A 13,296-nucleotide genomic window follows, 5' to 3' on the forward strand; every position below is an offset into this window, starting at 1 on the left:
AGAGATGCTTATGAATCAATTGCGCCTGAAGGAAATCTATATAGAAGACGGTTCAAGGCGAAAAGACGATCATTCCTACTTGGTATGCAAAAAGGAAGATTGTGAGGTGCATCTTAACAGAAGGGGAAATGTCGTCTTTTTATATGAAACAAAAGACCGCATGGAACAGTATAAAATTCAGCTTTCATTGACTGATAAAAAGCTGAGTTTTTACTGGTTCGCATGGGACGGCGGAAAGTTTGTCCGCATGTTTGAGAAAGACTGGCTCAAAACGAAACTTTTCTCGCGGCTGCTCAAAAATACATATTACATAAGCGGTCAAAAACAAAAGTTTTTTTTATCAGAAAGAAAAACAAAAACATAAAAGCAGCCCAAACGGATAACGGCTTTTTCCGCTTTTTGCTTTCATAAGCCTTTGTACTACAATGAAGCCAGCCTCGAAAAAGAGAGGAGGAGACGGCTTGTTTAACCACGTTATGCTTGTCGGCCGGCTGACGAAAGACCCGGAGCTCCGTTTTACATCAGCGGGCATTCCCGTCGCTCATATTACGTTGGCGGTAAACCGCAATTTTAAAAGCGCGTCGGGTGAAACCGGAACCGACTTTGTCAACTGCACCATCTGGAGGAAAAACGCTGAAAACACGGCATTGTACTGCCAAAAAGGGTCAATGGTCGGTGTAAGCGGCAGAATCCAGACGAGAAGCTATGAAAAGACAGACGGCGTAAAAGTTTATGTGACCGAGGTCATGGCTGATACCGTTCGGTTTATGGATCAAAAACGGAAAGAGCCGCTGGCTGAATAGCATGCTTTTTTCCTCGATTTCCCGCCTTTCAGCGGGCCCCGCAATACCTCCTTCCCATTCGCCAGTCGAAAGACTGGTTTTTTTGTGCGGGAGCTGAAAAATGGTTAAAAAGAAGTGATTTCGCTTATAAATACTTAAAAACATTGAATATATTGGGATAAAAACTTATAATTACTTACAGATAAGTGACGAAAAAAAGGGAATGAGGACGTGTATCAAGAAGAAAGACTGATTGCGATAATGGAATATTTGAAACAGCACCGGCGGATCACCGCTGAACAGATATGTTCGCTGCTTCATATTTCAAGAGATACCGCAAGAAGGGACCTTGTAAAGCTGAAAGAGCGAGGGGCCATTATCAGAACACGGGGCGGCGCGATTCTGCCGTCAGTGAATCAGGAAGTTCCGGGCTATTCGGGCCGGCTGAAAACCGTTTCTGAAGAGAAAAACAAAATCGGCAAGCTGGCCGCATCCCTGATTCATAAAGGAGACCGGATCATCCTGGACACATCGACAACCGTTCAGGCCTGCGCGGAGCATTTAAATGTCACCGGCTGCACTGTTATTACAAATTCGATCAATCAGGCCGATATCCTTTCCGCAAAAGAGGGAATTGATATTCACCTGCTCGGCGGAAAGCTCCAGAAGGAACACCGGTTTTTATACGGGGCTTCCGTTGTAGAAAAACTGGGGGATTATCACGCTGATAAGGTGCTGATCGGCGTTGTCGGCATCTCGGAAAACGGCCTGACGATTCCGCATGAAGAAGACGGCATGGTAAAGCGTAAAATGATCCGTCAGGCTGAACAGGTGATTGCGCTGAGCGATCACTCGAAGCTTGGCCGTACGAGTTTTTATCAGTATGCAGACCTGCACGAGGTTGACCTGCTGATTACCGATCGGCTGCCTGATCAGGATTTTTGCGATCTGCTCGACCGGCACGGCGTAGAATTGCTTGTAACTGAATCTGAAGAAGAGGATGAGGACATGTGAAACTGATTGCCATAGATCTGGACGGCACACTGCTGAACAGCAGTCATCAAGTAAGCGATGAAAACAAGCGGGCTTTAAGGGAAGCCCGGCAAGCGGGAATTGAAATCGTGGTTTCCACTGGACGCGCGCATTTTGATGTGCACTCCATATTCGAACCGCTCGGCATAAAAACATGGATTATCAGCGCAAACGGAGCCGCCATTCATGCTCCTGACGGCAGCCTGTACCATTGTGAAGCGATTGAAGAAACAAGAGCCCGGGGGATTTTGTCATGGCTTGAAGAGAATCAATATTATTATGAGGTGTTTACAAACAAAGCCATCTATACGCCTGAAACCGGCAGGCAGCTGCTCGATATCGAAATGGACCGGGTGAAAAGCGCCAATCCGGAAACCGATCTTTCCGTTTTGGAACAGGCGGCTTCAGTGCAATACAGCCAGTCCGGCTTTGCTTACATTCATTCATACCGTGAGCTCTTTGAGAAAGAAGAGCATCTGGATTTTTATAATATTCTCGGATTTTCGTTTGATGAGCGGAAGCTGAAAGCGGGCTGGGACCGATTCAGCGGTCAGAAAGATCTCACCCTTGTCAGCTCTGCCGATCACAACTTTGAAGTGGCGTCTCGAAACGCCTCAAAAGGGCAGGCGCTCAAACGGCTGGCGCAAAAGCTCGGCATTCCGATGGCTGAAACCGCCGCGGTCGGTGACAGCTTAAATGACTATTCAATGCTTCAGGCGGCCGGAAAAGGCATAGCGATGGGGAATGCGAGAGAAGATATTAAAGAGATCGCTGATGCCGTTACATTGACAAATGATCAAAACGGCGTTGCGTATATGATCAGGAATTTACTGTGAAAGGTATGGCGATACTGTTCATGACTGGCGTGACGCATTCATGGCAAATGCGGCGTAACAGTAAGGACGACATAAAAGACCGGCTCTTCCGAGAGAGCCGGTCTTTTTGCGTTTAATGTGATTGCGCCGATGCGCTGAGGGTGAATAATTCTTCAAGCTCATCGGATGACAGCTCGGTAATCCAATTTTCACTTTGGATAATCTGATCGTTCAAAGTTTGTTTCGTTTCGAGCATGGCATCAATTTTTTCTTCAATCGTTCCCGTCGTAATGAGTTTGTGAACGTGGACGAACCGTTCCTGGCCGATTCGGTAGGCGCGGTCGGTCGCCTGGTTTTCCACCGCCGGATTCCACCACCTGTCATAGTGAATGACATGATTGGCAGCCGTCAGATTCAGGCCGGTTCCGCCCGCTTTCAGTGACAAAATCAGCGTCGGGTATTCTTTCTTCTGGAACCGTTCGACGAGAGAATCGCGTTCCTGCTTGGACAGGCTTCCGTTTAAAAACTGAACCGGTTCTCCGAATGTTTTTTCCAGGAGGCGCTTCATCATGTTGCCCATCTGAATGTATTGGGTGAAAATGAGGCAGCTTTCCCCTTGTCCGCGGATCGCCGCCATTAAGTCAAGCAGCTTTTCCAGTTTGACGGACCTCCCGTTTAACAGCTCTGTCTGTTCTTCCTTCAAATAGAGCGCAGGATGGTCGCATATTTGCTTCAAGCGGCCGAGCATGCTCAGAATCAGCGCTTTCCGCTGCATCCCGGTCAGAGAAGCCATATGTTCAAATGTATCTTTGACAAGCTGTTCATAAAGGGATGCCTGTTCGGCTGAGAGCGGGATAAACTCTTTTTGTTCCAGCTTGTCAGGAAGATTAAGCGCCACTTCTTCATCCCGTTTTGTCCGGCGCAGTAAAAACGGCCGGATTAACTGCTGAAGCTGGTTGATTCTTTTTTCGTCACGGTCTTTTTCAATCGGCAGCACATAGCGTTTATGAAAGCCGGTCAGACTGCCGAGATAGCCTTTGTTCATAAAATCAAAGATCGACCAAAGCTCTGTCAGGCGGTTTTCCATCGGTGTTCCGCTCAGCGCGATATGATGGACGCCTTTCAGCTTTCTGATTGCGCGGGACTGCTTCGTATGCGCGTTTTTAATGTTTTGCGCTTCATCAAGGCAGACGGTGCTCCATGTCACGGAAGAAAGCTCTTCCTGATCGGCGTGCGAGAGGCCGTAAGAAGTAAGAACGACATCCGCGTCCTGATAGGCCGGGACAAATGCTTCCCCCTTCGGCCTGCGGGGGCCGTAATGAAGCACGGCCTTCAGCTGCGGCGCGAAGGTCTGGAGCTCACGCTGCCAGTTGCCGAGCACCGATGTCGGCGCAATGATTAAGGCAGGCGCTTTTTGCCGGCCGCTTTCCTTCACATGGAGAAAATAAGCGATCATCTGAATCGTCTTTCCAAGTCCCATGTCATCTGCGAGACAGGCGCCGAAGCCGTTTTCCCGTAAAAACAGAAGCCAGTTCATGCCGTACATCTGATAAGGGCGGAGCTGGCCCTGAAACGCGGCGCTGACTTCATGCTCCGGCAGATCCCCGGCATCCGTCAGTTTGCGGATCAGGCTTCTGAGATGCTTTGATAATTCGATCTTGATTCCGGCAAATGCCGATGAGTCAATGATGTCCGTGTCCTCGGCTCCGTTTTCCCCGTGATCCATCAGTTCGCGCGCCAGCACGTCGGACATGTGGAGGCCCTCAGATTCCGCTTTTTCCATCAGTATTTTCATCTGTTTAATAAATTGCGGATCAATTTTCACCCATTGGCCGCGAATGTTGACGAGACGTCTGTTGTTTGCGACGAGCTCATTGAATTCATCCTCTGTCAGCTCAATCCCGTTTGTGGCGAATCTCCAGTTGAAATCAAGCAGAGCGTTCATGCCGACGAAGGACTCGCCCCGCGGGGAGGATGACACTTTCGCCTTAAGCATCATATTGCTGTCCCGGACAATCTGCCACCATGATGGGAGAAGAATCTCCACACCCATATCGACAAGCGTCTCACTCGCTTCCGATAAGAAGATCCAAGCCTCTTCTTCAGATATCAGCGTCGTTCCTGAATCAAACGAAAGCCAGGGAACCGTTCTGCGGAAGCGGTCCTGTTCACGCGCGATTTTTCCGCTGTATGCCTGCCACGCTTTTTTCAGCCCTTTCAGTCCGTCGAAAAAGGTGATGGAGCCGGTTTTTTTCTCACGTAAAAACATCTCGATTTTCCAGTCGTCACCGTCGAAATCAGGCTCGTTTAATCGGAGGCCGACGGTAAACGGCGTCAGATCGTCATGCCAGCCGATTCCCTCCAGAAAATCCTCTTCATCCAAAAAGGAGCCTTTAAACGTATGAACGGCCGGCGAACGGGTTTCGATCCGCCGCCATTTTTCCAGCAGATCATCATTGTACTGAATGTAGTCCTGTACCGCGGCTGAGAACCAGTCTGCCGTAAAGCCTTCCAGCAAAAGCTCGCGGTCTTTGAAGCGCAGGACGCCATTTTGCCATGCGTCATAATCCGGAAGAAAATCGCCGTCAGCAATAAATTCGTATATCGTCGAAGCCGCTTCGATTAACGGTTCCGTTTCCTTTGTCAGCTGCACGGTGCTGAATGAATTGAACGAGTTTTTTCCAAGAAGCTCGACGGTCATCCAAGGGCTGAGCAGAACGGCCGGAGTGCCGATGAAGCTGACGTCTTCAAGAAACGTTCCGTAAAAGGTGGACTCATGCCATTGGAACAAATGAGTCTTCATCTGACTGAGAGTAAGCGGCTGCTCCTTCTCATCATGGCTTGACAGCGTAAATGTCCAATCTTCCATTTGTTCTACATGAATGAAAATTTCCTTAAGACTCGCCATCAATCAACTTTCCTTTCTGCAATTCTTCTTGAAGGGCGCGCAGCCTCTTGTAGCTTGCGCTCAGCCGGCTGATATAACGCTCCCATACCTGCTGTTTTTTTGCCTTTTTATAAAGCGTCCGCAGTTTTTTCAGGTGGCGCGCAGCCTCTTTATAGGCGCTGCGGTTTTTTTGGTCGATAAAAAAGGCCGCCGCCCGGTGATAGGAGGGGATGAGCGCTTCCGGATCACTGGCGGCAATTTCCTTCAGGATGTCCTTTTCAATTTCCCAGACGGAAAAACCGACGAGGCTGTGAATCTCGACCCATTCCGCGTGCCGCCGTTTTTCGTACAGGTACTGGCTGTATTCGGTAAAGGTATAGGGAAGGCAGCCGGAAGCAAACCGTTCAAACAGCTGATCATCCCGTGAGTGCCGCGCATAATCCGCCAACAGTGCAAACAGCTCTCCGATGATGTCGCGCATTTCTTTAAACGGCTTATCAAGCTTCGTATAGTTCACGGCAAGCGGTTCGATCCGGCCATACCATGTTTTCAGCCGTTTCCAGTCTTTTTTCGCGGTGAGTTCACCGAGCCATTGAAAAGTGTACGGCAGCGCTTCAGGAGGGAAGCGGGACATATCTTCAAAGACCGCTTCATCATCTTTTTGCAAAAAGGCCAGATGAAGCCGTCCGAACCGCACTTCCGGCGAAAAACGGCGCCCGCTTTCCTGTTCGAGAATCTCCTGTTCACGCGCGACCCATTTCGGCCGGTTCAAAAGCGCGCTCCACATTTCACCGAATACCCGGAGGCGTTCGTATTGAAAAAGCTCTTCTTTCACAAGCAGTCTGCGGAGCACCGGGGGCGTCCGGTCTAAAAAAGGATCGAGTGAAAAAGACAAGGCGTACGTTTTCAGTCTGTCAATGGAGGAATAAATCGTATCCATCAGCTGTTCCACGTATGGATTAATGCTGTAATAATCTTTTTCGGCATCCAATCTGCCTGACTCAATCAAAGTGAACATGTGAAGCCAGACGGCAAGCGCCGAATGAATCTGATATAAGCTTTTAAGCTCGGGTTTTTTCGGGGCGTGTTTTTTGAGCGCTGACAGATAGCCGTAATAAAGGCCCTGCATCGTCTGGCTTCCGGCCGGCGTCCGCGCCTCCCACAGCGAGAATTCCGAATCAAAAAAAGCGAGCCAGCTTGACAGCGACTCTTCATTCGGCAGCACTTTTTCCTGAAACTGCCGGCGGACAAGCTCCCTGCTTTCCTCAAGCTTTTCTCTTTCCAGCCAATGTTCGGTAAAGGTACCGACCCGCTCGAATTGGGCATATACGTAAAGAAAAACGGCGAGCACGTGGCGGCAGATCGCCTCAGACGGGCATGCGCAGCCGCTTTTCACCATGAAAAATAAGTTCAGCGTGACCCTTACAGGCACAACATCCTGCACATATGCGGAAATCTCTGTCGGGGTTTGAACCTGTATACGATAGACGGAATCCTGCCGATATAAAATGAGTGCTTTCTTCATCAGCTGAACATTGTCTTCATTGTAAGGAAGAAGTTCTTTAAGCTGTTCAGCCGCTGCGAGCACATCTTCTTTAGCAATCATATCCTGAAGCATGATTATCGCTCCTAACGAGTCACAAAATAAAAAGATTCCAATTCCTCTATTATATCGCAACACATGGCCCGGAAAAAGTTTTTCCTAAAAAAGGACATAAAAACCCGAATGTGTCGAATGATGTATTAGAGATTGCAAAACAGCACCCGACAGCATATAATAATCTTGTTTTCAATTTAATGGAAGCCGAAAGGAAACGAATGATGAAGAAAACGAAGTTAGATCAAGAGGAGTTTCTGAAGATTTTAATGCATGCGCACGACATCGGTGAGCAGTCCTCTGAGATGACCACAAAAGAAATGCTTGAGAATTTGATTTCTTATATTAAAAATGGATATGCAACATAAAATCCCGCAGCCTCCTGGCCGCGGGATTTTTTAATCTTCCTGTGACACCAGCATTTAAAGCGCTTACAAATATAAATCAGATTGAAGTGATTGTCTATTTTTGTCGAATTTTGTCATTTGAAAAGGTTAGAAATGACAGTTTAAAGCTGTATAATCGTAATTGGAAAAGATCATTGGAGGGAATGGGAATACACGGAAAGTGATATGGAGGTTATATGGGAGAATCTGCAAGCATAAAGGAAATATTCGCAATACTGAGAAAGCGTCTGCTGTTTATACTTATTATTACCGCGGCGGCATCTTCCGCAGGCGGTCTCATCAGTTTCTTCGCTCTTACGCCGGTCTATGAAAACTCAACTCAAATTTTGGTCAGCCAATCCAAAAACAATCAAAAAGAAGTCCAATTCAATGACGTTCAAACCAACCTCCAATTAATCAACACGTATAATGTCATCATCAAAAGCCCGGTCATCCTCGATGAGGTGATTAAACAGCTGCATCTGTCCATGACTTCGAAAGAGCTGGAATCGAAAATCACGGTATCCAGCGAGCAGGATTCACAAGTCGTGACGATTGCCGTTCGGGATACGGATGCTAAGCGGGCGGCCGTTATGGCAAATGCGGTTGCATCCGTTTTTCAGGACAAGATCACCGCCATCATGAACGTGGATAATGTCAGCATCCTTTCAAAGGCCGAAGTGTCGGACAGCCAGTCACCGGCAGAGCCTAACCGTAAGCTGAACATCGCGATTGCGTTTGCCGCCGGACTTTTGGGCGGAATCGGTCTCGCCTTTTTGCTGGAACATCTGGATAATACGATCAAATCGGAAGAACAGCTGGAAGCGCTGCTCGGCATCCCGATCCTGGGAACGGTTACTTCAATCAGTACTAAAGACAGCGTTGCCAAAAGCTTGAGGATGGCGGAAACCAAACAAGCGGGAGGCGGACATGTTGACGCGTAAAAAAGACAAACCCGGAAAACGAAGCGTGATTGCGATGTCTGAGCCGAAATCCATCAACTCAGAACAATATCGCACGATTCGCACAAACATTGAATTTTCTTCCGTTGATACGGAGGTGAAGTCCCTTTTGATCACATCCGCCGGTCCGGAAGAAGGAAAATCGACAACCGCGGCCAACCTTGCCGTCGTATTTGCACAGCAGGGGAAAAAAGTGCTTTTAATTGATGCGGATCTGCGCAAACCGACGGTTCATTTCACCTTCAAATTGGATAACGGAACCGGATTAACGTCGCTGCTGTTAAAACAGATGCCGTTTCAGAATGCCGTCCTGCCGGCTGATGAAGCAAACTTGGATATTTTAACGAGCGGGCCGATCCCGCCCAATCCGGCGGAGCTTTTATCGACGGGTGCGATGAAAGATCTTCTGTCAGAAGCAGCCGCAGTTTATGATAAGGTGATTTTGGATACGCCTCCCGTTTTGGCCGTAGCCGATACGAAAATATTAGGCAGCTACACTGACGGAGCCATTATGGTGATCTCAAGCGGGAAAACGGACAAAGAAAAAGCGGCCAAGGCGAAAGAAGCGCTCGATTACTGCCCGTGCAAGCTCCTTGGGGCCGTTATGAACGGGAAGAAACAAACGAAACATTCGGACTACGCCTATTACGGACAATAATGTCACAATGGGCGCGGTCCATTCTTTTTAAGGAGGGATTGAAATATGATAGATATCCATTGTCACATCCTTCCTTCCATAGACGACGGCGCGGCGGATGATACAGAAAGCCTGAAGATGGCGAGAGAAGCGGTCAGACAGGGGATTGATATGATCATCGCGACGCCGCATCATGTGAAATACCGCTATGACACGGATCGGCATACGGTCAACGAAGCGGTCAGCCTGTTAAACAAACGTTTGAATAAGGAAGGCATTCCGCTGACTGTTCTGCCAGGCCAGGAGATCAGAATAGACGGAGATCTGCTGGCAGGTCTTCAAAGCGGCTCGCTTGCCCCGCTCCATAATACAAAGTATGTGCTGGCGGAATTTCCGGCGGATCATGTCCCGGCCTATGCTGAAAGGCTGTTTTATGAACTGCAGCTGAACGGATATGTCCCCGTCATCGCCCATCCGGAGCGGAACAGGGAAATTCGCGAAAATCCTTCCGTCCTTTACAGTCTTGTGAAGAAAGGGGCGGCCGCCCAAGTGACGGCCGGCTGCATTGCCGGAGCATTCGGGCGGAAAGCGAAATCCTTTTCGCTGCAGCTGATGGAAGCGAATTTGATCCACTTTCTCGCATCTGACGCCCATAATCTCGGACCGAGAAATTTTTATTATCAGGAGGCGATCAGCGTTCTGAAAAAAGAAGCAGGAGCGGAGCTGATTTACATGCTCACGGAAAATGCGGCGCTTCTCGCTGAAAACAAAGCCGTTTATAAGGAACCTCCGCTGCCTGTGGCCCGCCGTAAGCGCTGGGGTCTTTTTTAATCGTCGTCTCCATCCCGTTTAAATGAAGCGTAAGCGGCTGTTTTGCAAGATGATTCTTTTATGCTTATGCTATTATCAGCGGCCGGCGCCGTTTTTTCCTATCATGACCTCAGGCTCCCGGCATTCCGCCGGCGCCGGGATCATATGATAATAGCGGTAAGCTGCCCAGCAGCAATTTCTAAACGGTTGGGGGAACACGATGAAAATAACAGTGATCGGAACAGGCTACGTCGGTCTTGTGACAGGAGTGTCTCTTTCAGAAATCGGCCATGACGTAACATGCATAGATATTGACGAACGTAAGGTTGAGCAGATGAGAAAGGGATTGTCCCCTATCTTTGAACCGGGCCTTGAAGATATGATGAAACGAAATATCGGCCGGCATCGGCTGGCATTTGAAACGAGCTACGAAAAAGGGCTTGCGGAAGCGGACGTTATTTTTATAGCGGTCGGAACGCCGCAAAAAGAAGACGGGCACGCAAACCTTACTTATATTGAAAATGTCGCCGAACAGATTGCCGAACATATTTCTAAAGATGCGATCGTCGTGACAAAAAGCACGGTTCCCGTGGGAACGAATGACAGAATCAGCGAAGTTATTCATTCACGGCTGAGAGCGGACGTGAACATTTCAATCGCTTCGAATCCGGAATTTCTCCGTGAAGGTTCGGCGATTCACGATACCTTTCACGGCGACCGCATCGTGATCGGGGCTGAAGACCGGCAGACGCGGGAAACGCTTGACCGGGTTTTCGCGCCGCTTGCGATTCCGGTATATCATACGGACATCAGAAGCGCTGAGATGATCAAATATGCGTCAAACGCATTTTTAGCGGCAAAAATCAGTTTTATTAATGAAATTTCTCATATATGTGAAAAAGTCGGTGCGGATGTGGAATCAGTCGCACACGGAATGGGATTGGATAAACGGATCGGCAATCAATTCTTAAGAGCCGGCATCGGTTACGGCGGTTCCTGTTTTCCGAAGGATACAAACGCCCTCGTGCAGATCGCGGGACATGTGGAGCATGATTTTGAATTGCTGAAGTCCGTCATTAAAGTCAACAATAACCAGCAGTCCATGCTGGTTGATAAAGTGCTGAACAGGCTGGGCGGTGTGACGGGGAAAACCATCGCGTTATTAGGGCTGTCTTTTAAGCCGAATACAGATGATATGCGGGATGCCCCGTCCATTGTCATTGCGGATCGTCTGGCGGCTCTTGACGCCCGGATGACAGCGTACGATCCGATCGCTTCATTCCGGGCTTCCGGGCTGCTTCCGGCTGCGGTTTCCTATCGGGAGTCCATAGAAGAAGCCGTCAGGGGAGCGGATGCCGTCCTGATTCTGACAGATTGGGAACAAATTAAACACTTCCCGCTTGAAGCGTACAAAGAGCTGATGGAAACCCCGGTTATTTTCGACGGGAGAAACTGCCACTCGCTTGAGGAAGCGGAACAGGCCGGCGTGGAATATATCTCAATCGGAAGAAGAGCCGTCGTGCCTCAGACTGATTCTGTCACTTGAAAGGCCGGCGGTCCGCGCCGGCCTTTTATCATACAATCATTAGAGACGAAGGAGATATTAATCGTGGAAAACACATGGAAATTGCCGAAGCAAATGGAATCATCCCGCGGTCTGCTGGAAACGTCAGCACGGCCCTTTATCAAACTGCACGTCAAAAAAGCTGAAACGGGACGGTATGACAGTAAAATTGCCGGAGACCCCTATTTTCCGAAACATGAACCATACCCTGAAGATGAAAGCGGCAGGCCGATGAAGCTTCTCGCCCAAATCAATTTTGCGGATATGCCCGGACTACCTGATTTTCCGGACACCGGCATTCTTCAGTTTTACATATCGGTCAGTGATGACGTATACGGTTTGAATTTTGACGACGGGTGCGCGCAAACGGGTTTCTGCGTCAAATATTTTGAGCACGTGACAGATCGGGAAGAGGAGCTCATGGATGATTTTTCTTTCGTTCAGGTTGAAGAGGAGTACGATTTTCCGATTCAATCCGAAGCGCTGATCACCCCTGAGCTGTCTGCTGAATGGGTGCTCCCGTCTGATTTTCAATTCAGGCAATATGCCGGGATGGATGCCTTCGGCTATTTCGAGCAGTTTGACGATGAGGTGTATGACGAATATACGGTGAACGCATTCGGCCATAAAATCGGCGGCTATGCGTCCTTCACCCAGGAAGATCCGCGGTCTTATTCCCATCAAAACCATACGATTCTGCTCTTGCAAATTGATTCAGATGATGACATTGATTCGATGTGGGGAGATGTGGGAATCGCCAATTTCTTTATCAGACCGGAAGATTTGAAGAAAAAAGATTTCTCAAACGTTTTGTACAACTGGGACTGCAGTTAACGACATTATTAGAATCATGATACAAGGCAAAGGAGACGGTTAATCACTGTCTCTTTTTTTTTAGGGAATTTATCATGGATACATAGAGGAGATCAATGAATGGATATGCTGTTTAAGTGAGTCTTTTGGCGTTAATGATGAGCATCTCGGCTGCTGAAAATAAGTCATTTAACCTATTTAAGCTGCTTTCTGTCTATTTTAAAATATAATATATGGAAATATAGTATGGAAAAGTCTGTGCTTTTTGTACGACTTTTTGCGTAAGACGAGGTGAAAACAGATGAGCCATTCAAGCACATTAAGCCATATTAACAGCACCATCAGCCATAAACTGGGCGAGATCGAACACCAAATTGATAAATTAAAAGAAGCGAAAAGAGAGATAGAATCTCTGCAGGAAGAGGGCGTGTCTGAAATCAGGGACATCCTCAGGCCGCACCTGGATCATCATTGGACCGGCACTTTTGCTGAAGAATTTGATGACCGGCGCGATCAGGCCCATACAGAAGCATACAGAATCGTCACAGACAAATACGACGGTTATATTTACAGAATCGGCTTAAAGATGACACAGCTTGAAATTGAAAAAGGAGGGCTCCTTGCCGCCAGAAGCATCGCGAGAGAGGCAGAGCACCTGCTGACGCTGGGAGAAGAAGCCCTTGACACGGTCGGAGAAAAAATACAATCAATCAAAAAAAGCTGGAGTTGGTTTTAATGGCAGAAATAAAACTCAAATACGGAGCCGTCATGAAGCAGCTTGAATCCGTCAGCAGCGCTTTGGAGGCCGTTTCTATCGGGAACGCCGGTTCAAACGGAAAAAACAAGCTCGACTATACCTCCAAATACCAATCCCGCGAGGCAAAGCTTGTATCGATGATCAGCGAATACAAGCAGGCCGTTCATAAGAACATCGCGGACGTTAAAGACAACGTAGATTCTTTGAAGGAACAGGACGAGGCGATCGCTGTAAAATAACGAAAGAAAGGACTT

General features: G+C 48.3%; 14 protein-coding genes. 12 read left to right on the forward strand and 2 right to left on the reverse strand.

Annotated features, from left to right (window positions below; genetic code table 11):
• The first annotated feature begins 10 nt into the window (after nt 1-10).
• From C5I45_RS02275 to C5I45_RS02290, 4 genes are all read left to right on the forward strand, one after another.
• A complete protein-coding gene (locus C5I45_RS02275; protein ID WP_003151247.1) occupies nt 11-364 on the forward strand; it encodes a hypothetical protein in 354 nt (117 codons plus the stop codon).
• A gap of 97 nt (nt 365-461) precedes the next feature.
• Nucleotides 462-803 (forward strand): single-stranded DNA-binding protein, encoded by a 342-nt coding sequence (locus tag C5I45_RS02280; protein WP_003151249.1) that lies wholly within the window; start codon nt 462-464, stop codon nt 801-803.
• A 210-nt stretch (nt 804-1,013) separates the two neighbouring features.
• A complete protein-coding gene (locus C5I45_RS02285) occupies nt 1,014-1,796 on the forward strand; it encodes a transcriptional regulator GlcR (protein ID WP_003151250.1) in 783 nt (260 codons plus the stop codon).
• Complete coding sequence (locus C5I45_RS02290; RefSeq protein WP_003151252.1) at nt 1,793-2,650, forward strand: Cof-type HAD-IIB family hydrolase; 858 nt, start codon at nt 1,793-1,795, stop codon at nt 2,648-2,650. Before C5I45_RS02285 ends, C5I45_RS02290 begins: the two co-directional genes overlap by 4 nt.
• A gap of 112 nt (nt 2,651-2,762) precedes the next feature.
• Here the strand turns inward: C5I45_RS02290 and C5I45_RS02295 are convergent, their stop codons facing one another.
• Both C5I45_RS02295 and C5I45_RS02300 read right to left on the reverse strand, forming a co-directional pair.
• Nucleotides 2,763-5,537 carry a DEAD/DEAH box helicase gene (locus C5I45_RS02295; protein ID WP_003151255.1) on the reverse strand — a complete coding sequence of 925 codons (2,775 nt, stop codon included), beginning with the start codon at nt 5,535-5,537 and terminating at the stop codon, nt 2,763-2,765.
• On the reverse strand, nt 5,524-7,134 hold the full coding sequence (locus C5I45_RS02300; RefSeq protein ID WP_060387209.1) for an SWIM zinc finger family protein: 1,611 nt from the start codon (nt 7,132-7,134) through the stop codon (nt 5,524-5,526). The genes C5I45_RS02295 and C5I45_RS02300 overlap by 14 nt, the downstream gene beginning before the upstream one ends.
• A gap of 203 nt (nt 7,135-7,337) precedes the next feature.
• Between C5I45_RS02300 and C5I45_RS02305 the strand changes: the two genes are divergently transcribed.
• The 8 genes from C5I45_RS02305 to C5I45_RS02345 all read left to right on the forward strand — a co-directional run bounded on the left by C5I45_RS02305 (nt 7,338) and on the right by C5I45_RS02345 (nt 13,281).
• Nucleotides 7,338-7,481, forward strand: a complete 144-nt coding sequence (locus C5I45_RS02305) for a YwzD family small protein (RefSeq protein WP_003151259.1) — start codon at nt 7,338-7,340, stop codon at nt 7,479-7,481.
• Nucleotides 7,482-7,696: 215 nt separating this feature from the next.
• Complete coding sequence (locus C5I45_RS02315; protein ID WP_003151261.1) at nt 7,697-8,443, forward strand: protein-tyrosine kinase activator TkmA; 747 nt, start codon at nt 7,697-7,699, stop codon at nt 8,441-8,443.
• Entirely contained in the window at nt 8,430-9,119 is a 690-nt protein-coding gene (locus C5I45_RS02320) for a CpsD/CapB family tyrosine-protein kinase (RefSeq protein ID WP_021734086.1), read from the forward strand. The genes C5I45_RS02315 and C5I45_RS02320 overlap by 14 nt, the downstream gene beginning before the upstream one ends.
• 45 nt (nt 9,120-9,164) lie before the next feature.
• Nucleotides 9,165-9,929, forward strand: coding sequence for a tyrosine-protein phosphatase (locus C5I45_RS02325; protein WP_107994205.1), 765 nt, complete (start codon nt 9,165-9,167; stop codon nt 9,927-9,929).
• A 199-nt stretch (nt 9,930-10,128) separates the two neighbouring features.
• Nucleotides 10,129-11,454, forward strand: a complete 1,326-nt coding sequence (locus tag C5I45_RS02330) for a UDP-glucose dehydrogenase family protein (protein ID WP_015387591.1) — start codon at nt 10,129-10,131, stop codon at nt 11,452-11,454.
• Between the two features lie 63 nt (nt 11,455-11,517).
• Entirely contained in the window at nt 11,518-12,306 is a 789-nt protein-coding gene (locus C5I45_RS02335) for a YwqG family protein (protein ID WP_003151271.1), read from the forward strand.
• 280 nt (nt 12,307-12,586) lie between these two features.
• On the forward strand, nt 12,587-13,021 hold the full coding sequence (locus tag C5I45_RS02340) for a coiled-coil domain-containing protein (RefSeq protein WP_003151273.1): 435 nt from the start codon (nt 12,587-12,589) through the stop codon (nt 13,019-13,021).
• Nucleotides 13,021-13,281 (forward strand): YwqI/YxiC family protein, encoded by a 261-nt coding sequence (locus C5I45_RS02345; protein ID WP_007614257.1) that lies wholly within the window; start codon nt 13,021-13,023, stop codon nt 13,279-13,281. The genes C5I45_RS02340 and C5I45_RS02345 overlap by 1 nt, the downstream gene beginning before the upstream one ends.
• Nucleotides 13,282-13,296: the final 15 nt, after the last annotated feature.

Source organism: Bacillus sp. ZY-1-1 (assembly GCF_003047165.1).
Classification (GTDB): domain Bacteria; phylum Bacillota; class Bacilli; order Bacillales; family Bacillaceae; genus Bacillus; species Bacillus velezensis.

Bases quoted from the DNA above. Each gene is read 5' to 3' on its own strand.
- C5I45_RS02340 (WP_003151273.1), top strand. From the start codon at position 12,587: ATGAGCCATTCAAGCACATTAAGCCATATTAACAGCACCATCAGCCAT.
- C5I45_RS02320 (WP_021734086.1), top strand. From the start codon at position 8,430: ATGTTGACGCGTAAAAAAGACAAACCCGGAAAACGAAGCGTGATTGCG.
- C5I45_RS02315 (WP_003151261.1), top strand. From the start codon at position 7,697: ATGGGAGAATCTGCAAGCATAAAGGAAATATTCGCAATACTGAGAAAG.
- C5I45_RS02330 (WP_015387591.1), top strand. From the start codon at position 10,129: ATGAAAATAACAGTGATCGGAACAGGCTACGTCGGTCTTGTGACAGGA.
- C5I45_RS02325 (WP_107994205.1), top strand. From the start codon at position 9,165: ATGATAGATATCCATTGTCACATCCTTCCTTCCATAGACGACGGCGCG.
- C5I45_RS02305 (WP_003151259.1), top strand. From the start codon at position 7,338: ATGAAGAAAACGAAGTTAGATCAAGAGGAGTTTCTGAAGATTTTAATG.
- C5I45_RS02275 (WP_003151247.1), top strand. From the start codon at position 11: ATGAATCAATTGCGCCTGAAGGAAATCTATATAGAAGACGGTTCAAGG.
- C5I45_RS02295 (WP_003151255.1), bottom strand. From the start codon at position 5,537: ATGGCGAGTCTTAAGGAAATTTTCATTCATGTAGAACAAATGGAAGAT.
- C5I45_RS02300 (WP_060387209.1), bottom strand. From the start codon at position 7,134: ATGCTTCAGGATATGATTGCTAAAGAAGATGTGCTCGCAGCGGCTGAA.
- C5I45_RS02345 (WP_007614257.1), top strand. From the start codon at position 13,021: ATGGCAGAAATAAAACTCAAATACGGAGCCGTCATGAAGCAGCTTGAA.